Source organism: Bifidobacterium sp. W8110, from assembly GCF_016101375.1.
GTDB classification, from domain to species: Bacteria; Actinomycetota; Actinomycetes; order Actinomycetales; family Bifidobacteriaceae; genus Bombiscardovia; species Bombiscardovia asteroides.
Window position 1 is genome coordinate 245,839 of sequence record NZ_JACFQO010000002.1, and the last position, 21,150, is coordinate 266,988.

Annotated in this window: 15 protein-coding genes and 2 tRNA genes; 15 read left to right on the forward strand and 2 right to left on the reverse strand. The window is 59.2% G+C overall.

Features of this window, described 5'->3' with window-relative positions; all coding sequences use genetic code 11:
- Positions 1-48: 48 nt before the first annotated feature.
- The 7 genes from H3T88_RS04210 to H3T88_RS04240 all read left to right on the forward strand — a co-directional run bounded on the left by H3T88_RS04210 (position 49) and on the right by H3T88_RS04240 (position 11,951).
- The gene (locus tag H3T88_RS04210) at positions 49-687 is read left to right on the forward strand and encodes a Pr6Pr family membrane protein (RefSeq protein ID WP_033511228.1); all 639 of its coding nucleotides are present in this window, start codon (positions 49-51) and stop codon (positions 685-687) included.
- Positions 688-752: 65 nt separating this feature from the next.
- Entirely contained in the window at positions 753-1,517 is a 765-nt protein-coding gene (gene rph, locus H3T88_RS04215; RefSeq protein WP_015021386.1) for a ribonuclease PH, read from the forward strand.
- 35 nt (positions 1,518-1,552) lie between these two features.
- The gene (gene rdgB / locus H3T88_RS04220) at positions 1,553-2,239 is read left to right on the forward strand and encodes an RdgB/HAM1 family non-canonical purine NTP pyrophosphatase (protein WP_015021387.1); all 687 of its coding nucleotides are present in this window, start codon (positions 1,553-1,555) and stop codon (positions 2,237-2,239) included.
- A gap of 174 nt (positions 2,240-2,413) precedes the next feature.
- A complete protein-coding gene (locus H3T88_RS04225) occupies positions 2,414-5,374 on the forward strand; it encodes a hypothetical protein (RefSeq protein ID WP_198203668.1) in 2,961 nt (986 codons plus the stop codon).
- Between the two features lie 474 nt (positions 5,375-5,848).
- Positions 5,849-8,659 carry a hypothetical protein gene (locus tag H3T88_RS04230; protein WP_232347134.1) on the forward strand — a complete coding sequence of 937 codons (2,811 nt, stop codon included), beginning with the start codon at positions 5,849-5,851 and terminating at the stop codon, positions 8,657-8,659.
- 50 nt (positions 8,660-8,709) lie between these two features.
- The gene (locus H3T88_RS04235; protein ID WP_198203670.1) at positions 8,710-9,003 is read left to right on the forward strand and encodes a hypothetical protein; all 294 of its coding nucleotides are present in this window, start codon (positions 8,710-8,712) and stop codon (positions 9,001-9,003) included.
- 68 nt (positions 9,004-9,071) lie between these two features.
- On the forward strand, positions 9,072-11,951 hold the full coding sequence (locus H3T88_RS04240) for a hypothetical protein (RefSeq protein WP_332461010.1): 2,880 nt from the start codon (positions 9,072-9,074) through the stop codon (positions 11,949-11,951).
- A gap of 53 nt (positions 11,952-12,004) precedes the next feature.
- Here H3T88_RS04240 and H3T88_RS04245 read toward each other — a convergent pair.
- Both H3T88_RS04245 and H3T88_RS04250 read right to left on the reverse strand, forming a co-directional pair.
- Positions 12,005-12,085, reverse strand: a tRNA-Leu gene (locus tag H3T88_RS04245).
- A gap of 40 nt (positions 12,086-12,125) precedes the next feature.
- A tRNA-Thr gene (locus H3T88_RS04250) sits at positions 12,126-12,198 on the reverse strand.
- A 122-nt stretch (positions 12,199-12,320) separates the two neighbouring features.
- Between H3T88_RS04250 and H3T88_RS04255 the strand changes: the two genes are divergently transcribed.
- The 8 genes from H3T88_RS04255 (at position 12,321) to H3T88_RS04290 (ending at position 21,124) form a co-directional block, all read left to right on the forward strand.
- A complete protein-coding gene (locus H3T88_RS04255) occupies positions 12,321-13,445 on the forward strand; it encodes a mannose-1-phosphate guanylyltransferase (protein WP_110416849.1) in 1,125 nt (374 codons plus the stop codon).
- Between the two features lie 129 nt (positions 13,446-13,574).
- Positions 13,575-15,272 (forward strand): glucose-6-phosphate isomerase, encoded by a 1,698-nt coding sequence (pgi, locus tag H3T88_RS04260; RefSeq protein WP_198203672.1) that lies wholly within the window; start codon positions 13,575-13,577, stop codon positions 15,270-15,272.
- 222 nt (positions 15,273-15,494) lie between these two features.
- The gene (rplS, locus tag H3T88_RS04265; RefSeq protein ID WP_015021395.1) at positions 15,495-15,866 is read left to right on the forward strand and encodes a 50S ribosomal protein L19; all 372 of its coding nucleotides are present in this window, start codon (positions 15,495-15,497) and stop codon (positions 15,864-15,866) included.
- A gap of 145 nt (positions 15,867-16,011) precedes the next feature.
- Positions 16,012-16,776 (forward strand): signal peptidase I, encoded by a 765-nt coding sequence (lepB, locus tag H3T88_RS04270; RefSeq protein WP_015021396.1) that lies wholly within the window; start codon positions 16,012-16,014, stop codon positions 16,774-16,776.
- Positions 16,777-16,783: 7 nt separating this feature from the next.
- On the forward strand, positions 16,784-17,491 hold the full coding sequence (locus tag H3T88_RS04275; protein WP_015021397.1) for a ribonuclease HII: 708 nt from the start codon (positions 16,784-16,786) through the stop codon (positions 17,489-17,491).
- Positions 17,492-17,529: 38 nt separating this feature from the next.
- Positions 17,530-18,651 carry a LacI family DNA-binding transcriptional regulator gene (locus tag H3T88_RS04280; protein ID WP_110416851.1) on the forward strand — a complete coding sequence of 374 codons (1,122 nt, stop codon included), beginning with the start codon at positions 17,530-17,532 and terminating at the stop codon, positions 18,649-18,651.
- A 102-nt stretch (positions 18,652-18,753) separates the two neighbouring features.
- The gene (locus H3T88_RS04285) at positions 18,754-20,367 is read left to right on the forward strand and encodes a xylulokinase (protein ID WP_198203673.1); all 1,614 of its coding nucleotides are present in this window, start codon (positions 18,754-18,756) and stop codon (positions 20,365-20,367) included.
- A 64-nt stretch (positions 20,368-20,431) separates the two neighbouring features.
- Positions 20,432-21,124: an L-ribulose-5-phosphate 4-epimerase gene (locus tag H3T88_RS04290; RefSeq protein ID WP_015021401.1), complete on the forward strand. Its 693-nt coding sequence runs from the start codon at positions 20,432-20,434 to the stop codon at positions 21,122-21,124.
- The last annotated feature ends 26 nt before the right edge of the window (positions 21,125-21,150 follow it).

Below are 21,150 nucleotides of genomic sequence, written 5' to 3' on the forward strand. Positions count from 1 at the left end.
AGCACTTGGCTCGCCCTGCCCTCCCAAGGTCGGGCTAAGCTGGTCCGCATGAGATTCGTCGTGGGCATCTACCGATTGCTGATCGCCTTTTTCTGCCTGGGCGGCACCTACGAGGCCTGGCTGCTGGGAATCGGCAACAAGTGGGTCTATTTTACCTTCCAGACCAATATCGCCCTGGGTCTGGTCATGCTCTGGGCCGGAGCCGCCACCCTGCTCAAGGGCATCCAGCCTCCCGCCTGGCTCAAAGGCTGTCTGACGCTTTACATCGTCATCACCGGACTGGTGGCCATCCTGGTCCTGGGGCTGAACAGCACGGACTACCAGCTGGTCCTGGGCATCAGGACCACATGGATGATTCACGTCATCAGCCCCATCCTGGCATCGGTGGACTTCCTCTTGTTCGACCCTCATCGTCGTTTCCACTGGCACAATGTGCTGACCTGGCTGATCTACTTCCCCTTCTATGTAGCCTTTGTGCTGATCAGGGCCGCCATCTGGCCCCATTCGGGACCGGAGGCGGGCGGTAACCCTTATCCCTATGCCTTCTTGGATCTCGGGCACTTGGGATGGGCCCAGTTGACGGTCAACATGGCTGAGTATCTGGTCGTCTTCTTTGCTCTGTCGCTGGTCATCTTCCTGATTGATCGCATTCTGCCGGCCAAGACACCACTGACCATTGATCGGTAGACGGCTGACGGAATAATGGGACCAGACCAGGGGAGCCTGGGCGGAACGGGAAAGGATCATCACTGATGGTTGCTATCAAGGACATGCTCCAGGAGGGTGCCGTACTGCGGCCTGACGGCAGGGCGGCTGATGAGTTGCGACCGGTCGTCATCACCAGGCATTGGACGGAGGCCCCCGAGGGATCGGTGCTGATCGAGTGCGGCAAGACCCGGGTCATGTGCACGGCCTCCTTCACACCGACGCTGCCCCGTTGGCGCAAGGACTCCGGATTGGGTTGGGTCACTGCCGAGTACGCCATGCTTCCCAGGGCCACCAGCGACCGGACTGCACGCGAGTCGGTCCGGGGAAAGGTCGGCGGCCGCACCCAGGAGATCAGCCGGCTGATAGGCCGTTGCCTGCGCGGTGTGGTGGATATGAAGGCCCTGGGTGAGAATCAGATTCAGCTTGACTGCGATGTGCTTCAGGCCGATGGTGGCACCCGTACAGCCTCGGTCACCGGTGCTTACGTTGCCATGGTCGATGCCCTCAGATGGGCCCAGGACCACCATCACATCCGTAGCGCCGACAAGGTGACCAAGGATTGCGTCTCGGCCGTCTCGGTGGGCATCATTGATGGCAAGCCCATGCTTGACCTTCCCTATCTGGAGGACAGCAGGGCCATGACCGATATGAACGTGTCCATGACCGGCTCCGGCGATTTCATAGAGATACAGGGAACGGCGGAGCATCGTCCCTTCAATCGTCAGGAGCTTGGCATCTTGCTGGACCTGGCAACCAAGGGGAACAAGGAGCTTCAGGCCGCTCAGCGCAAGGCTCTGGCATCCGACTGACGTCCGGAACAGGTATTTCAGCGAGGAGGACCGGTATGGGGCAGGCCAGAAAGGTGGTTGTGGCCACGCACAACGAGGGCAAACTAGGTGAGCTTCGTCGCATCCTCGGCGGTTTCCTGGCCGATGAGGGTCAGAGGATCGAGCTGGTTTCGGCCGGCCAGTTGGGCCTGCCCGATCCGGTAGAGACGGGCACCACTTTTCAGGAGAATGCACTTCTCAAGGCTGGGCAGGCCGCTCGGGAGTCAGGTCTGCCCGCGCTGGCGGACGACTCGGGGCTGGTCGTTGATGTGATGGGCGCTGCCCCGGGAATCCTTTCGGCACGGTGGAGTGGCCGCCATGGCGACGACCAGGCCAACTTGGAGCTCTTGCTGAACCAGCTGAACGACATTCCCGACGACCACAGAGGAGGGCGGTTTGTCTGTGCTGCCGCCCTGGTAGTTCCGGATGTGCCGGGGTACGCCGTCCGGGGACGTCAAGTGACCAGGGTCGGCGAGATGCCTGGAAGCATCATCCGCCAGGCACGAGGGGACAATGGGTTCGGCTACGACCCGATCTTCGTGCCCCGTGATCAGCCTCGGCGTGCTAGCGACCGGCATCCGCTGACCTCGGCGGAAATGACCTCGGATGAAAAGAATGCCATTTCGCACAGGGGCAAGGCCTTGGCGTCCATCATGCCGATTCTCGTCAGCTGGGTGCTGGGCGACGGTCACATTAAAGGCTGATAAATCCTTATAGATTCCGTACGGCGAATGGTCGTGAAGCGTCGACAATTATGCTCTGAGCACCGGTTACACTTGAAGTATGCAAGGAAACGCGAAGGTGCGATTTTTTTATCTCTATGATACAGTCGGCGGTATTGGGGACAACTTAAAAACAGAGCTGATCTGTTCTAGCAGATGATTCCATCGGGATTTGGGGGTTTCGTATTGAAGCGATTGCAAGAACGGAACAATAAGGGATCGCTGCACGTGAACCGTTCGATCATCGCCGTTTTGGTAACCCTTCTGGCGACACTAGCCATGGTTGTTCCGCTTGGGCTGAGTGCTCTGTCGGCCAGTCAGGCCAATGCCGTTGATGGACAGGACGAGACGGCGAGCAGGAAGCCTCTGCTCTATAGAATGATGGCCTTCAACGACAGGATCGATACCTATCAGGATGAGCTGCGCATGGACTTCATCCTGCGCGTGAAACACAACGAGTTCAAGCCGGATTGTGTCGACCTTGGTAAGGCAGACACCGGTGGTAAGTCAAAGTGCAATTTATCTTTTGTATATCAGTATGTTGGTTCTGATAACCCTGCAGATTATCATCGTGTAAAGTATATAAACACTATAACTCCAGATGATTATCTTGAAAATAACAAAACTGGGTATGCATATGATGGAGCTACAGCGTGGGCTGATAATCATCTGCAGCGCTTTACTGTTCATAAGATAATCAATTCGGGTTTATACGACTACTTGACCATATCCATCGAAGGCGACATGAACATTGCGGATAAGTCTAAAGATCCCGCAAAGTTCGTGGCTGGTGGTCACCCTGAGCCCTTGAATGTCTTTGCTATCGTTGGTGATCAGAATACCATCCTGTCTTGCGGTAGTTCTTCGTGGGCATGGGGTACCGAAACCTGCTCAACTTTCGATCCAGCCTCCATGAGCAACTTGCAGGATAGATATTCAAATATCACCGCGAGTTTATCGAAGGATAAACAGATGAAAGTGTATATGGGTGACTGCTTGGGTAGCGGAGGAGACGACCTGCAATGCAGCGGCCCATATTCCTGGGTTGGGTGGGACAGCAACCCATATCTCTATCGAAACCATCAGGCTAATTGGGGTATGGTGACCGATTATGGTTTTCCGGCTTATAGCGATGGTACGGTTGGAAATATAAATGCCACAGCCCCGGGCACGGCCCCGGCACGGTCTTTCTTCGTGTATTGGATGAACTTGCGTGGTCCAGGCAACAAAACCAATGGCATATGTTCTGAGACCAGTTCCTATTACTATCAGTGGGTGGCTCTTAAGGACAGCCAGTGGGTGCCTGTTAAGGAACTGACTCCTGAGCCGGTCCTGGTGACAGGCCAGCAGCCGAGTCCCAACACTTTGACTACCACCTACGGACTGCAGGGCATGGTCAATACCAATGGCGCTTATAACGTTAATCCGACCGACCCAAAGTATGCGAATACCACCAATGTGCTTTTTGCGACTGATAAGGATGGCAATCCTATGCCTGCTCAGAAGGCTGATGGCGGGATTGATTTCAAGGAGGCCAAGGAGAAGCAGGATCTTGACGGCTATTTCAAGCTGGTGACCTGGCCTGACACCAGGAATTCTGATGGCACGGAATGTACAGCCGTCAGCCCTGAGGTGTACAGCCCCAAGAGCGCTGGTCTTGTGGGGATTGACGATAACATGTCCGCCGCGCAAAAGGATACGAATCTCTCTGCGGGTTGGACGATTGATACTGCTTTTTATAAGTATAATGTGCCGCGTCCTGATGATCCGACGATCACGAAGATCGAGAATGATGCGGATGCCGGCCTGGATGCTTCTGGAAGCGTGTATACGACCAAGCTTGACCCGGTAATCAGCGGTGAGTGCACGCCTTCCAAGGATGACAAGCATCCTAATACGGTTGTCCTGTATGGAGAGGATCCCACCAATCCGATTGCGGATGGTCAGGGCACAAATGGCGATGACCTGGTGAAAAGCTCGGACACGTGGGGGTTCAGGCTGGGGGAAGCTGTTTGCGAGACCGACACTGGCAGCAAGCAGGGAGGGTCCTGGTGGATACAGGACACCAATAAGCAGTATCCGTCGCCGGATCCCGGCAATAAGTACAACAGCTACAGGCGCTATCACGCCTGGGTGGTTGAGTCCACGTCAGGGTTCGGCCTGACCTCCTACTTCTCGAATGTTGGCACGGCTTATTTCGTCTCGGGCGAGAACGTGCCGGATGCGGCCAAGTTCTCGGTGGCGGTGCCCCATACGGTCAACGGGAGCCTGCCGGCAGGCTCGGTGGTCACGTTCAAGGGTGAGGTGTCGCCTGTGTATACGGCCTGGTCGTCGGGGAAGCTGGGGATGACTGATTCGAAGATGGCTATTTCTATGAAGCAGAACACTGCCTCGGACTGGACCAGCCTGCTGACTACTCCGGCCAACACCTTCCAGAGGGATGCGGCGGTTGGCACCACGTCTTCCGTCACGGATTCCGCGACGGGTCTCACGCTGGGCCTGACCAAGACGGGGGCTTCCACCTGGTCCTGGACGCTGAACATACCTGCCGGCAGGTTCGCCGGCTACAACGGCAGTGACGAGACGCAGACCTATACCTTCCAGGTTGAGATGATCAACCCGATGAACCTCCGATCGGATCCGGCTTCCATCGAGCGGAAGGTCGACATCACACCGACCACGCTGACCTTGGAGCGGTACGACGTCTTCCAGGTGGCGGGCAAAGCCTACAAGTATGTGGATGGGGATACGAAGGTTCCCGAGACCAAGGGGACCGTGGTGCATATAACCTGGCCCGGCAAGGGCAATAGCAGCACCGATGTCGTTGTGGGGGACCATGGCCTGTGGCAGGCGGTTCCTCCTGAGGGGATCAACCAGGGTGAGTTCTCTGCTCAGGTGCTCTCCGACGATGCCGAGAGCGCTGACCCCAAGGGCGGGTTCCAGGGCGGGAACCAGTCGGTCCCGGTGTCGCATGCGCTGGAGTTCCGTCCTTCCAATTCGGCTTTGCCTCTGACCGGCGGTTGGCCGCTTTCGGTGCTCAGGATCCTGTCGCTCATTGCGTTGGGTCTGGTCGGCTTTGTGGCCTGTCTGAGGAACAGGCAGGAAAGCCGGCACTGATCCTCGCGGCATAAGACAGGGCCCGCACTCATCTTTCCAATTCCATGAAGATGAGTGCGGGCCCTGTTTTCCTTATTGCTGTGTCGCTGCAGTTACGTCATTCGCGCCGGCTGCGTGCCCTCCGTAGAAGGCGACTTATTGCTTCTCGCCAACTGGTTGCTGGGCCTGTCGGGGTCAAGATTTCGGAAAGTCGCAAAACACCCTATCTGAATCCCAGATCGCGCCTTCTATTTCTGTACGATTTGGAGCCGTAATGAAAAATTGAAGACGCTTTGTTGTGCTCTATATGCAGTTGTCTTAATTGGGGATAAGTCAAAAGCGGAGTTGATCTGTTCTATCTGTTCTGGGGCATGATTTCATTGTGGTTTGGGGGGTATTGTATTGAGGCGTTTGCAGGAGCGGGGCAATAGGGGATCACTGCACGTAAGCCGTTCGATCATCGTCGTTCTGGTAACCCTTCTGGCGACGTTGGCCATGGTTGTTCCGCTTGGGTTGAGTGCGCTTTCGGCCAGCCAGGCCAATGCCGTCGATGATCAGGACGAGACGGCCAGCAGGAAGCCTCTGCTCTATAGGATGTTGGGCTACAACAACAAAATCGATGCTTACCAGGATGAGCTGCGCATGGACTTCATCCTGCGCGTGAAACACAACGAGTTCGATCCTTCTTGCGCCGATGGTACCAAGGGTGCCGACACCACGGGCAGTTGTAATCTAGCCTTTGTCTATCAGTACAGGGGTTCAGAAAACCCAACATACTATCGCAGGATAAAGTATCTGAACACCATAGCTTCAGCGTCATCCTCGGATCAGCCCTGGTCCGGAGCCTCTAAGTGGGCGCAGAACAGGGATGAGTATTTCACCGTGCACACGATAATCAATTCCGGTTTGTATGATTATCTGACCGTTTCCATTGAGGGTGATCTGGCTCTTAAGAATTCTGCCGATGCGTCATACTACCGGCCTGGTGGGGCCAGCGAGCCGGTGAATATCTATGCGGTTGTTGGACAGCAGAAAGGGACACTATCCTGCCTTGTTCCTGGTAGTTCATGGAATTGGGTCGCAGGAATCGATGACTGTGGCATTTTTAAACCTGACACCATGATTAATGCGCCGGACAGGGTATCCAACATTACCTCAGCCTTAACGGCAGATGGCAAGGATTTCACCTTGTATATGCAGACATGCCAGGGTAAGGGCGCTGATCTTCAGTGCAGTGGCCCGTATTCTTGGGTTGGCTGGGATGGCAATCCCTTACTCTATGGTGGCAGTCAGTCCAACTGGGGCATGGTAACCGACTATGGTTTTCCTGATTACAATAGCCTTACTCTTGGGAAAATGCCGGGCTCTGATCCGGGCCTAGCTCCGCCCCGCTCTTTCTTCGCCTACTGGCTGAATGTGCGTGGCAGCACTAGAGATAATCCTGATGGCATCTGTTCTGAGACCAATTCCTACTATTACCAGTGGGTGGCTTTGAAGGATAGCGAGTGGGTGCCTGTTGATGAGCTGACCCCTGAGCCGGTCCTGGTGACAGGCCAGCAGCCGTCTCCCAATTCGTTGACTACCACAGTAGGCGCGGAAGTCCAAGCTAGTAGGTATTCGGCTTTCAACTTGCCCAAACAGCCGGATAATCCCAATGAGATGTTTGCCACTGACAAGAAGGGCCAGCCTATGCCTGCCCAGAAGGCTGATGGCTCCATTAATTTCAAAGAGGCCAAGGCAAAGCAGGGTCTTGACGGCTATTTCAAGATGGTGACCTGGCCTGTCACCACGAACCGGGATGGCAGCGCTTGTACCGTCAGCCCTGAGGTGTACAACCCTGAGCGGAAAGGTCTTGTCGGAATACGTGACGGCATGAACAGCTCGGATATAGAACGAAACCTGTCTGCTGGTTGGACGATTAACAGTGCTTTTTACAAGTATGATGTGCCTCGCCCTAAGGATCCGACAATCACCAACATCCAGAATGATGCAGATGGTAGCTTGGATGCTTCGGGGAGCGTGTATACATCGAAGCTTGATCCGGTGGTCAGTGGCGAGTGCACGCCTTCCAAGGATGCCGCGCATCCCAACAAGGTTGTTCTCTACGGGGAGGATCCCGCCAATCCAATCAGTGACGAGCAGAGCCAGAACGGCGGGGACTTGGTGAAGACCGCGGACACGTGGGGGTTCAAGCTTGGTGAAGTTGAGTGCAAGGTCGATCCCAAGAGCAGGGAGGGAGGGTCCTGGCAGATACAGGACACCAACAAGCAATACCCATCGCCGGACCCAGGCAACAAGTATGACGGGTACAGGCGCTATCACGCCTGGGAGATCGAGTCCACGTCTGGTTTCGGCTTGACCTCGTTCTTCTCGAATATCGGCACGGCTTATTTCGTCTCGGGGGAGAACGTGCCGGATGCGAGCAAGTTCTCGGTGACGGTGCCTCATACGGTCAACGGGAGTCTGCCGGCGGGTTCGGCGGTCACGTTCAAGGGTGTGGCATCTCCTGTGTATACGGCCTGGTCGTCGGGGAAGCTGGGGATGACTGATTCGAAGATGGCCATTTCCATGAAGCAGAACACCGCCTCGGACTGGACCAGCCTGCTGACTACTCCGGCCAACACCTTCCAGAGGGATGCGGCGGTCAATACTCCGTCAGCTGTCACGGATTCCACGACGGGCCTCACGCTTAGCTTGACCAAGACGGCGGATTCCAATTGGTCGTGGTCGCTGAACATCCCTGCCGACAAATTCAGCGGTTACAACGGCGGCGATGAGACTCAGATGTATGACTTTCAGGTTGAGATGATCAACCCGATGAACATTCGTTCGGGCCCGGTGTCCATCGAGCGGAAGGTCGACATCACACCGACCACGCTGACCTTGGAGCGGTACGATGTCTTCCAAGTAGCGGGCAAGGCATACAAGTATGTAAACGGTGACACGAAGGTTCCAGAGACCAAGGGCACCGTGGTACATGTGATCTGGCCTGACAATACTGGCACGGATGTGACTGTTGGTGATCAGGGCTTGTGGCAGGCGGTTCCTCCTGAGGGCGTCAATCAGGGGGAGTTCACTGCTCAGGTGCTTTCCGATGATGCCGAGGGTGCTGACCCCAAGGGCGGGTTCCAGGGCGGCAATCAGTCGGCTTCGGTGTCGCATGCGTTGGAGTTCCGTCCTTCCAACTCGGCTTTGCCGCTGACCGGCGGCTGGCCGCTTTCGGTGCTCAAGATCCTGCTGCTGATGGCATTGGGCCTGGCTGGCTTTGTGGCTTGTCTGAGGAACAAGCAGGAAAGCCGGCACTGACCCCCCCAGCATACGACAGGGCCCGTGCCCACCTGCAAGCAATTTGGCAGATGAAGACAGGCCCTGTTTTTCATTCCTGTGCCGCTGCTGCCAAGGCAGTATTCGCCCCCAATCCGGAACGACCCGAAGAAGACAACATATTGCTTCTTACCAGCTGGGTGCTGGTCCTGCATGGTCGAGAACTTGAACCGCCGCAAAACACCCGATTTGAATCCCAGATTTTGCCCTTCATTTCTGTAGCCTTGAAAAGGCAAAGAACAATTTATATGCATTGTTGTGCTCTATGTGCAGTTGCCTTAATTGGGGGTAGGCCAAAAGCAGACTTGATTTGTTCTGGAGCATGATTTCATTGTGGTTTGGGGGTATTGTATTGAAGCGTTTGCAAGAACGGGGCGCTAAGGGTTCACAAGGTGTGAACCGTCCGATAATTGCCGTTCTGGTAACCCTTCTGGCGACGCTGGCCATGGTTGTTCCGTTGGGGCTGAGCGCACTTTCGGCCAATCAGGCCAACGCCATTGATGGACAGGACGAAACGGCCAGCAGAAAGCCCAAACTCTATAGGATGTTGGGCTACAACAACAAGCTTGATTCCTATCAGGATGAGCTGCGCATGGACTTCATCCTGCGGGTAAAACACAACGAGTTTGACCCTTCTTGCGCCGATGGTACCAAGGGTGCCGATACCAAGGGCAATTGCAATCTGGCTTTCGTCTATCAGTACAAGGGGTCAGATGACACTTCCTTTTATCGCAGAATAAAGTATCTGAACACCATAGCCTCAGCGTCATCCTCGGATCAGCCCTGGTCCGGAGCCTACAAGTGGGCGCAAAATAAAGATGAGTATTTCACCGTGCACACGATAATCAATTCCGGTTTGTATGACTATCTGACCGTTTCCATTGAGGGTGATCTGGCTCTTAAGAATTCTGCCGATGCGTCATATTATCAGCCTGGTGGGGCCAGCGAGCCGGTGAATATCTACGCGGTTGTTGGCAAACAGGACGACGCCCTATCCTGCCTTCGTCCCGGTAGTCCATGGAGTTGGAGCACCGGAATCGATAATTGTCGCAATTTTAACCCTGACACCATGATCAATGCGCCGGACAGGGTATCCAACATTACCTCAGCCTTAACGGCAGATGGCAAGGATTTCACCTTGTATATGCAAGAATGCCTGGGCACGGGTGCTGATCTTCAGTGCAGTGGCCCGTATTCTTGGGTAGGGTGGGACAGCAACCCTAATCTCTATGGTGGCAATCAGGCTAACTGGGGTATGGTGACGGATTATGGTTTTCCTGACTATAAGAGCATTGCTACTGGGGCAATCGCCGGCACTGCTCCGGGAACAGCTCCGCCCCGCTCTTTCTTCGTGTACTGGCTGAATGTGCGCGGCAGCACTAGAGATAATCCTGATGGCATCTGTTCTGAGACCAATTCCTACTATTACCAGTGGGTGGCTCTGAAGGATAGCGAGTGGGTGCCTGTCGATGAGCTGACCCCTGAGCCGGTCCTGGTGACAGGCCAGCAGCCGTCTCCCAATACGGCGACTACCACGACCAGCAAGGCGGCCCAAGTCAGTAAGTATTCCGCTTTCAACGTGAGTCCGAAGGATCCTCAATATCTCGACAACCCCAACGTGCTTTTTGCAACTGACAAGGATGGCAATCCTATGCCTGCTCAGAAGGATGATGGCGGGATTGATTTCAAGGAGGCCAAGGAGAAGCAGGATCTTGACGGTTACTTCAAGATGGTCACCTGGCCTGTCACCACCAATCGGGACGGCAGCGCTTGTACCGTCAGTCCTGAAGTGTACAACCCCAAGAGCGCTGGTCTTGTCGGTATAAACGATGGTATGTCCACCGTGGAGAAGGATACGAATATCTCTGCGGGTTGGACGATTAACAGTGCCTTCTATAAGTATGATGTGCCCCGTCCTGATGATCCTACGATCACCAAGATCGAAAACGATGCCGGCAGTGCTCTGGATGCTTCTGGGAGCGTGCATACGACCAAGCTTGATCCGGTAATCAGCGGTGAATGCACGCCCTCCAAGGATGCTAAGCGTCCCAACAAGGTCGTTCTCTACGGGGAGGATCCCAATAATCCCATTGTGGAGGGGCAGGGCACGAATGGCGATGACCTGGTGAAAGGGACGGACACGTGGGGGTTCAGGCTGGGCGAGGCTGAGTGCCAGGTCGACACTGGCAGCAAGCAAGGGGGCTCCTGGCGGATACAGGACACCAACAAGCTGTATCCGTCGCCGGATCCGGGCAATAAGTACAGCGGTTACAGGCGTTATCATGCCTGGGTGGTTGAGTCCACGTCAGGGTTCGGCCTGACCTCGTTCTTCTCGAACATCGGGACGGCCTATTTCGTTTCGAGTGAGAACGTGCCGGATGCCAGCAGGTTCTCGGTCACGGTGCCCCATACCGTCAACGGGAGCCTGCCAGCGGATTCGGTGGTCACGTTCAAGGGTGAAGTGTCTCCTATATACACAGCCTGGTCCTCGGGGGGTCTAGGGATGGCTGATTCGAGGATGGTCGTTTCGATGAAGCAGAAGACCGCCTCGGACTGGATCAGCCTGGTGACCACCCCGTCCAACACCTTCCAGAGGGATGCGGCTGCCGGCACTGCTTCTTCTGCACAAGATTCCGCGACGGGCCTCACGCTGAGCCTGACCAAGACGACGTCTTCAACCTGGTCCTGGTCGCTGAATATCCCTGCTGATAAGTTCACAGGCTACACCGGCGGTGACGATACGCAGACGTACGCCTTCCAGGTTGAGATGATCAACCCGATGAATATCCGCTCGGGCCCGGCCTCCATCGAGCGGAAGGTCGATATGACGCCGACCACGCTGGCCTTGGAGCGGTATGACGTCTTCCAGGTGGCGGGGAAAGCCTACAAGTATGTGGATGGGGACAGGAAGGTTCCCGAGACCAAGGGGACCGTGGTGCATGTGACCTGGCCCGGCAATGGCAATAGCAGCACGGATGTCGTTGTTGGGGACCATGGCCTGTGGCAGGCGGTTCCTCCTGAGGGCGTCAACCAGGGTGTGTTCTCTGCTCAGGTGCTTTCCGATGATGCCGAGGGTGCTGACGCGCAGGGCCGGTTCCAGGGCGGCAACCAGTCGGCTCCGGTGTCGCATGAGCTGGAATTCCGGCCTTCCAATTCGGCCTTGCCTCTGACCGGCGGTTGGCCGCTTTCCGTGCTCAGGATCCTGCTGCTGACGGCCCTTGGCCTGGTGGGCTTCGTGGCCTGCCTGAGGAACAGGCAGGAGAGCCGACACTGACCACGGCAGCATCAGACAGGGCCTGTTCTTGCGGGCCCTGTTCTTAATACCTGTGCGCGAGATGGGACTCGAACCCACACGTCCGAAGACACAGGAACCTAAATCCTGCGCGGCTACCATTACGCCACTCGCGCGTACGACATGCCCTGCCGTTGAAAGGGCGGCTGGTGGAAGAGCCACTTGACAGAATCGAACTGTCGACCTTCTCATTACGAGTGAGACGCTCTGCCAACTGAGCTAAAGTGGCCTTCGCCTTCCGTCCGGACCTGCCGGAAGAAGACAACACGCTACATCATACTGGATGCGCGCGATAAAAACGCCTTGGGATACGGGCAGAGGGTGTACAAGCTTCTTGACACAATGGAGGGCATGGATCTCAATGATTTCTATGCCGTCATTCCGGCCGGTGGTGTGGGTACCCGGCTCTGGCCGTTGAGCCGCCAGGACCGGCCCAAGTTCCTCTATGATCTGTTGGGGTCAGGCAGAACAATGATCCAGGGCACCTTTGACCGGCTGGCCGGCATCTGCGGGGCCGACCATGTGGTCGTCTCCACTGGTCAGCGGCATGTAGACCAGGTGCGTCAGCAGCTTCCGGATCTGGCTGAGGATGCGCTTTTCGCCGAGCCGGTTCCTCGCGATTCCACGGCGGCTATAGCCCTGGCGACTGCTGTGCTGGCCCAGCGGCACGGCGGGGAAATCATCGTAGGCTCCTTTGCCGCCGATCACGTCATCCGAGACGACAAAGCATTTGCGGCCTCAGTGGAGCAGGCGGTGGCAGCGGCCCGAGCGGGGTATGTGACCACCATCGGCATCGCAGCGTCTCGTCCCTCCACTGCCTTCGGCTACATCCACCAAGGCCCCTCCCTGGCCGATCGCATTCCCGGGGCCCCGGATGCCCGCCTGGTCAGCGAATTTGTCGAGAAGCCGGATGCCTCTACGGCCCAGGCCTACCTGTCCACAGGGGAGTACCGATGGAACGCGGGCATGTTCGTCATGCAGGCGCAGGTGCTCCTGGATTGCCTTCGTCGTTACAAGCCGGAGCTCCACGCCGCCGTCATGGCCATCGCCCAGGTCTGGGATCAGGGTGAGCGGACCCGCAGCCAGGCCATGGAGGAGCGCTGGCCGGGCATCGAGAAGATTGCCTTCGACTATGCCGTAGCCGAGCCCCTATCGGCGGCTGGCGGCGTAGCGGTTGTTCCAGGGGGCTTCGACTGGGATGACATCGGCGACTTCAATTCGGTGGCGGGCCTGCTGCCATCGTCCAACAGGCGCAACATCAAGATTCTGGGTGATGCAGACCGGGTCATCTACCTGGATTCCGCTGGAGATATGGTCGTGCCCGGCTCCGAGCGCACGGTTGCCCTTCTCGGTGTGGACGACATGATCGTCGTCGACACTCCCGATGCTCTCCTGGTGGCCCCCCGGGCTCGCAGCCAGGAAGTCAAGGACATGGTGGCCAAGCTGGCCCAGTACGGCTGTGACGACATACTCTGAGCACAATCCGACTTGGCTCAGAAGATTGACTGATTTTGTTGTCTTCTGTCTGCTTTTGTGAGTAGTTTGGGTTACAGAACCGGGTGCTCGGTAGACCGGGCATCACCTCATGAAAGGACCCGAACAACCATGGCCATCAATCCTCCAGTGGACGCTACCAGCACCAAGGCCTGGGCGGCCTTGCACCAGCACTTCGACGACATGCAGCGCCAGGGGATCGATCTGCGCGCATGGTTCGACAAGGACCCGCAGCGCACAGAAAAGCTCAGCTTCGAGCTAGGCGATCTCTATATTGATCTGTCCAAGAACCTGATCCAGCCCGAGACCCTGTCCCTGCTAGCCCAGTTGGGCCGAGAGGTCGGCCTTGAGGAGCGGATCGAGGCCATGTTCAACGGCGAGCACATCAACAACACCGAGGACAGGGCCGTTTTGCACACAGCGCTGCGCCGTCCCGAGGAGGACCGCGGCCGACTGATTGTGGATGGTCAGGATGTGGTGGGTGACGTCCGCGACACCCTCAAGCGCATCTATGCCTTTGCCGACCAGGTTCGCTCGGGCGGCTGGACCGGTCTGACCGGCAAGCGAATCACCACCGTGGTCAACATCGGCATCGGCGGCTCCGACCTTGGCCCGGTCATGGCCTACGAGGCTCTGAAGCCCTACGCGGATGCCGGCATCAGCGCCCGCTACATCTCCAACATCGACCCCAATGACCTGGCCGAGAAGACGCGCGATCTGGATCCGGAGACCACGCTCTTCATCATCGTCTCCAAGACCTTCACCACCTTGGAGACCCTGACCAACGCCCGCCAGGCCCGCGCCTGGCTCCTCAAGAGCCTGGGGGAGCGCGGCCTGCTGTCCAAGGACGGCGAGGACCTCTCGGCCGAGGCCATCCGCCGGCACTTCATCGCCGTCTCGACCGCCCTGGACAAGGTGCGCGACTTCGGCATCGATCCGGACAACGTCTTCGGCTTCTGGAACTGGGTCGGCGGCCGGTACTCGGTGGATTCCGCCGTGGGCACCTCCCTGGCCATCACCATCGGCCCCGAGCGCTTCGAGGAGTTCCTCAAGGGCTTCAACACCGTTGATCGCTACTTCCGCGCCACTCCTCTGGATCGGAACGTGGTGGCCCTGATGGGCCTGCTCAACGTCTGGTATGTCAACTTCTTCGGCGCCCACTCGCACGCCGTGCTGCCCTATGACCAGTATCTGCACCGTTTCCCGGCCTACCTGCAGCAGCTGACCATGGAGTCCAACGGCAAGTCCGTGCGTTGGGACGGCACGCCAGTGACCAGCCTGACCGGCGAAATCTTCTGGGGGGAGCCCGGCACCAACGGCCAGCACGCATTCTACCAGCTGATCCACCAGGGCACCCGTCTGATCCCCGCAGACTTCATAGCCTTCGCCAACACCCCCAACCCTGCCAAGGACGGCGACCAGGACGTGCATGAACTCTTCCTGGCCAACTTCCTGGCCCAGACCAAGGCGTTGGCCTTTGGCAAGACCGCCGACGAGGTCCGCGCCGAGGGCACTCCGGAGGCCATCGTCCCTGCCCGTGTCTTCACCGGCAACCGGCCCACAACCTCCATCTTCGGTGACGCGCTGACTCCAGCCGCTCTGGGCGAGCTGATCGCCCTCTACGAGCACATTACGCTGACCGAGGGCACTGTCTGGGGCATTGATTCCTTCGACCAGTGGGGCGTTGAGCTGGGCAAGAAGCTGGCTCGCGAGATCACCCCAGCCATCTCCCGGGACGATCAGGCGCTGGCCGAGCAGGATCAGTCCACAAAGTCCCTGATTGCCTTCTACAGGGCCCACCGCCGCTGATATCCAGCCGGGCCCTTGCAGGTCCGGCTCGTGGTATATTATTGAACAGTTGTTCGCCGGAAGGGCGGCTGCCGCATGGGCTCCCTTCCTTTCAGGTCCAGCCGGATGCTCCGGCGGATCGGCACCCCCGACGGCAGACCGTCGGGTTCCGTCCAGGATCGCCTCCTTTGGTGGTTGCGATCCATGTCATGGGTCGATGTGCGGCGGCCATGGAGGAACAGCATGAACGCGATTCAGGAATTTGACGCAAGTCACATGAAGCCTGCGGAGCAGATCCCCGACTTCCGCCCCGGCGATACCGTCGAGGTCAACGTCAACATCACTGAGGGCAACAACTCCCGTATCCAGGCTTTCACTGGCGTGGTGATCGCCCGTCAGGGCTCCGGCGTGCGCGAGACCATCCTGGTGCGCAAGGTCAGCTTCGGCGTGGGCGTCGAGCGTCGCTTCCCTCTGCACTCTCCGCAGATTGACTCCATCAAGGTACTGCGCCACGGCCGTGTCCGCCGCGCCAAGCTCTACTACCTGCGTGGTCTGCACGGCAAGGCCGCCCGCATTGTCGAGCGTCGCGACAACAAGGCCGATTCCAACAAGTAGGTTTCGTCCAGGGCGACCCAGCCCAGGCCTGGCCGCTAACACCCGGGAAGCAATTATCCCGGGTTTTTCCATGCTTGGGTGTGTACGCTATGAGGCATGCGGAACCTGTTTGCGTGCGGGTTCCGGTGGATGACAAGGAGTGGATATGGCCTTTCGGGATGAGGAAGCGACCCCGTCGGGAATCCCGTACCCCGACGGCATACGAGCCACCTCAGCCCCAGTGCCGCCCCGTCATGCCTTGGACCGTCCCGATGGACGCGGCTCCACCAAGGGCAGTCACCCACGGCTGGGTGAACGCGGTTTCCTGCCCGAGTTTCTGTTCGAGCTGGTTACCCTCTTGGCCGTCGTTGCCATCCTGCGCATATTTTTGTTCAGCATCTATGTCATCCCCTCCGGCTCCATGGAGAACACCCTTGGCATTGGGGACAGAATCCTGACCACTCACCGGCTGACCAGATCCATGGTGACCCCCCGCCGAGGGGATGTGGTGGTCTTCACTGACCCTGCCAACTGGCTGGGTGAAGAGTCCGGGCCCAGCTTCCGTGGCAATCACCTGGTCAAACGCCTGATTGGCATGCCCGGCGACACGGTGGCCTGCAAGGGTCATGGCGCCCCGGTCACCGTCAACGGCGTCGCCCTGGACGAGAGCTCCTACCTGCGCCCAGGAGTGGAGCCCAGCTCCTTTGCCTTCAAGGTCAAGGTGGATCCTGGGTACGTCTTCGTCATGGGCGACAACCGTTCCAACTCCGCCGACTCCCGCCTGCACAAGGACGACGGTCACAATGGCCTGGTCCCCATGGACAACATCAAGGGCACCGCACTGCTGACCTATTACCCGGTGGGCAGCTGGAAGCTGCTCAACAACCAGCACAAGGTCTTCGACTCCGTGCCCGAGCCAACGCAGGACTGAACCGGCTGTGAGACGGATTCTGCCGACCCTGGCCACCGAGGTTGCCTTGGCTGACCAGGGAGCTGAGTATGTGCTGGGCCTGGACGAGGTCGGCAGGGGAGCCTTGGCGGGGCCGGCCATGGTCGGCGTGGTGGCGGTCAGGTCGGCCGACCTGCCCCATTTGAAAGTCCCTGACGGGGTGGCGGATTCCAAGATGCTGACCCCCGCGCGTCGGCTGGCCATGTATCGTGACCTGGAGGACTGGGCTGCCGGCTGGGCGGTGGGAGCCTGCTCCAATCATGAGATCGATCAGTGGGGCATCGTCCATGCCCTGGGCATTGCCGCCCTGCGTGCGCTGGCCGATTTGGAGCATGGGATGAACCTGGGGCCTGGCCGCCGCCTGGCTGCCATCCTTGACGGCCCCAATGACTACATCACCCCGGCAGCCGACAGTTTTGACGCCCCCGACCTTCCGGTTCTGCCCAAGGTGTCCACCCAGGTCAAGGGCGATGCCCACTGTGCCAGTGTGGCCTGCGCAGCGGTCATCGCCAAGGTCACCCGTGACCGGCTTATGGTCCGCCTGGCCGCCTCCGATCCCGCCCTGGCCCCATACCAGTGGGAGCACAACAAGGGCTATGGGTCACGTGCACACCTGGAGGCCATTCGCCGTCTGGGGCCCAGCCGTCTGCACCGGGTCAGCTGGCATTTGCCCTCGTCCGGTCCCTGCAGGGGCTAATATCGGAACGGTCGACACGGCTATCGGAAGAAGGTCACATGCCCGCAGGCAACGGGGGCAGGTCACGGTCCAAGCGCCCCTCCATGTTCGAGGTTGCCCGGCTGGCCGGGGTCTCCCATCAGACTGTGTCCAGGGTCATCAACAATTCCAAGGACGTTTCTCCCGCCACCCGGATCAAGGTCCAGCAGGCCATCAGGAAGCTGGGTTATCGACCCAGCAACTCTGCGCGGGCCCTGGCATCCAGCCGCAGCCGGACCATTGGGTTGGTGGCTGGCGGTGTCAGTCTCTTCGGTCCTGTCTCATCGATAACGGCCATCGAGACCGTGGCCCGTTCCCATGGTCTGTTCATGTCGGTCATGATGGTGGACGAGTCAGCCTGCACGCTTGCCGGATTCCAGGAGCTCTGCGGCACCTTCCTGGAGCAGAATGTGGATGCCTTCATCTTTCTGACGCCCACCGACACCATGTTCCGGGCCGCCTGCCAGGTTGAGGTGAGCCAGCCCCGGGTCATCGTCACCTCGACGCATGGGATCACCAGCGTCGAAGAGGCCCTGAGCCGCCGCCGGGGCGACGGCCGGATTGCCCTGACCGGAATCGATCAGTGGGGTGCTGTGCAGCGGCTGGCCCGGCTGCTGGTCTCCCGGGGCCATAGACGGGTGCTCTATATGGCCGGTCCTGCGCAATGGCGGGACGCCGCCACCCGACTGGCTTCCTGGAAGGTGGCCTGCGCCCGCTGCCGCATACGAACGGCTGTGGTCCACGCCCGCAGCTGGGAGGCTGGGGAGTCCTACACGCTGATGAACCACCTGATTGATCAGCGAGGGATGAGCGGCACCTCCCTGCCCTCAGCCGTGGTCACGGCCAACGACAACCAGGCCGTGGGTGTGGCCCGATCCCTGCAGGAGCACGGCATACGCATTCCCGGTGACATCAGTCTGGTGGGCTTCGACGACGTTCCCACGGTAGACAACATGTTTCCGCCGCTGGCCACGGTTCGTCCCCGCTTTGAGGATCTGGGGGTGGCTACCATGCGGCAGGTCCTGGCCCTGCTTCACCAGGGGCAGCCGGTGGACTTCCCGGTCACCCATCACGGTGTGGGGCTGATCCAGGCGGATGTGATTCAGCGTCGGTCCCTGGGCTACGCAGTCAAGCGCCTCTGACCACCGTCGGCCCGCATCCCGCGGGCTTGCCTGATGCTCGGGTCTCAGTTACAATCGTAACCAGACTATGTGAGCGTTAACATATCAGGCAAAGGAGCGGACATGGTTGTTGGCGAACAAGGCGTCATCGTAAGCGAACTAAAGGAGGGCATGACCAGTCTGGGCATCGAATTCGGCTCCACCCGCATCAAGGCAGTACTGATCGACCATGACTACCGGACGCTGGCCACCGGGGACGTCGAGTGGGAGAACCGGCTGGAGGACGGCCTCTGGACCTACTCCATGGACCAGATCCACCAGGGTCTGCAGGCGGCCTATGCGGCCATGGCCGAGGACGTCCGTCGCCGGTACGGGGTGACGCTGACCAAAATCGGCGCCATAGGGGTCTCGGCCATGATGCACGGCTACCTGGCCTTCGACAAGGATGGCCAGCTGCTGGTGCCCTTCCGCACCTGGCGCAACACCAACACCCGCCAGGCACACGAGGAGCTTTCGCGGGTCTTCAAGATCAATATTCCCGAGCGCTGGTCCATCGCCCACCTCTACCAGGCCATCCTGAACGGCGAAGAGCATGTGCGCAAGGTGGCCTACATCACCACCCTGGCAGGCTACATGCACTGGAGGCTTTCCGGCCGCAAGGTCATCGGCATCGGCGATGCTTCGGGCATGTTCCCCATCGACTCCTCCCGCAAGGAGTTCGACCAGGGCCTGCTGGACATCTTCTCCCGGTTGCCCCGGGTCCAGGCCCAGCCCTGGGACATCCACGACCTGCTGCCCGAGCCATTGACCGCCGGCAGCGATGCGGGGGCACTGACCGCAGAAGGTGCCGCCCTGCTCGATCCCAGTGGTCGGCTGCAGCCGGGCGTGCCCATGGCCCCGCCCGAGGGCGACGCGGGAACCGGCATGGTGGCGACCAACGCGGTTCGTCCCCGCACCGGCAACGTGTCTGCAGGCACGTCCATCTTCGCCATGGTGGTTCTGGAGCATCCCCTGCGTGACTTCCACCCCGAGGTGGATCCGGTCACCACACCGGCTGGGGATCCGGCCGGCATGAGCCATGCCAACAACTTCACCTCGGATCTGAACGCCTGGGTGGGGCTGTTCGGGGACTTCGCCAAGGCCGCCGGTCTGGATCTCAAGGGGGATGCGCTCTACGCCACCCTGTTCAACCAAGCGCTCCTTGGAGACAAGGATGCAGGCGGGCTGATCAACTACTGCTTCTATTCCGGGGAGTTCCTGGCTGGCCTGGAGGAGGGCCGGCCCGTCTTCGCCCGTGGCCCCGAGGGACGGATGACCCTGGCCAACTTCATGCGCGCCCAGCTCTTCTCGGCCTTCTCGCCGGTCACTATCGGCATGGATGTGATGACCCGCCAGGAGCATGTCCAGGTGGATACCATGGTCGGCCACGGCGGCATCTTCGCCACCCCCAAGGTGGCCCAGCGGATCCTGGCCGCCGCCTTCAATGCCCCCATCAAGGTCATGTCCACCGCTGTGGAAGGAGGTGCCTGGGGGATGGCCGTGCTGGCCGACTACCTGGGTCATGCCGACCAGACCCTGGCCGACTATCTGGATGCCAATGTATTCGCGGGCGTTCAGTCTACAACAGAACAGCCGGACCCGGCCGACGTGAAGGGCTTCAGAACCTTCTTCGACCGCTTCACCAAGGGTCTGCCCATCGAGCAGGCGGCTGTGAAGACCATCCCCCTGCAGGGATGAGGACGAGAGCTGAAAACGTCAAGCGGCCGGATCAGCGTGATCGGGCCGGGAAAAGGAGTTGCTGATGGTGTCCTTGGCTGATTATTCGCCCGAGGTGCGCGATGAGGTGAAACTGGTGCGCGAGCAGGTGGCCACCCTGCATGCGCAGCTGACCAGGTGGAATCTGGTGGTTTGGACGGCGGGCAACGTCTCGCAGCGTTTGCGCTCCGCTGATCTGATGGTCATCAAGCCCTCGGGGGTGCGCTATGAGCATCTGACCCCGGGATCCATGGTGGTCACCGATCTGGATGGCAATGTGGTGGATGGTACTGAGGCTCCCTCTTCGGACACACTATCCCACGCTTATATCTACCGGCACATGCCCGAGGTCTATGGCGTGGTCCACACCCACTCCACCTATGCCACCGCCTGGGCGGCCACCGGCAGGGACATTCCCTGCGTGCTGACCATGATGGGCGACGAGTTTGGCGGGCCCGTGCCGGTGGGTCCCTTCGAGCTGATTGGCTCCGAGGCCATCGGCAAGGGCGTGGTCGATACCTTAAAGGATCATCCGGGCTGCCCGGCCGTGCTCATGCGCAACCATGGGCCCTTCACCGTGGGGGCCGATGCCGAGGCTGCCGTCAAGGCGGCGGCCATGACCGAGGAGGTGGCCCACACGGTCTGGGCGGCTGAGCAGATCGGTACGCCCAAGCCCATTGATCCGGCCGATATAGCCAAGCTCAACGACCGGTACCAGCACGTCTACGGCCAGCACTGAGCCGTAAAGCATAAGCAAAGGAGCAA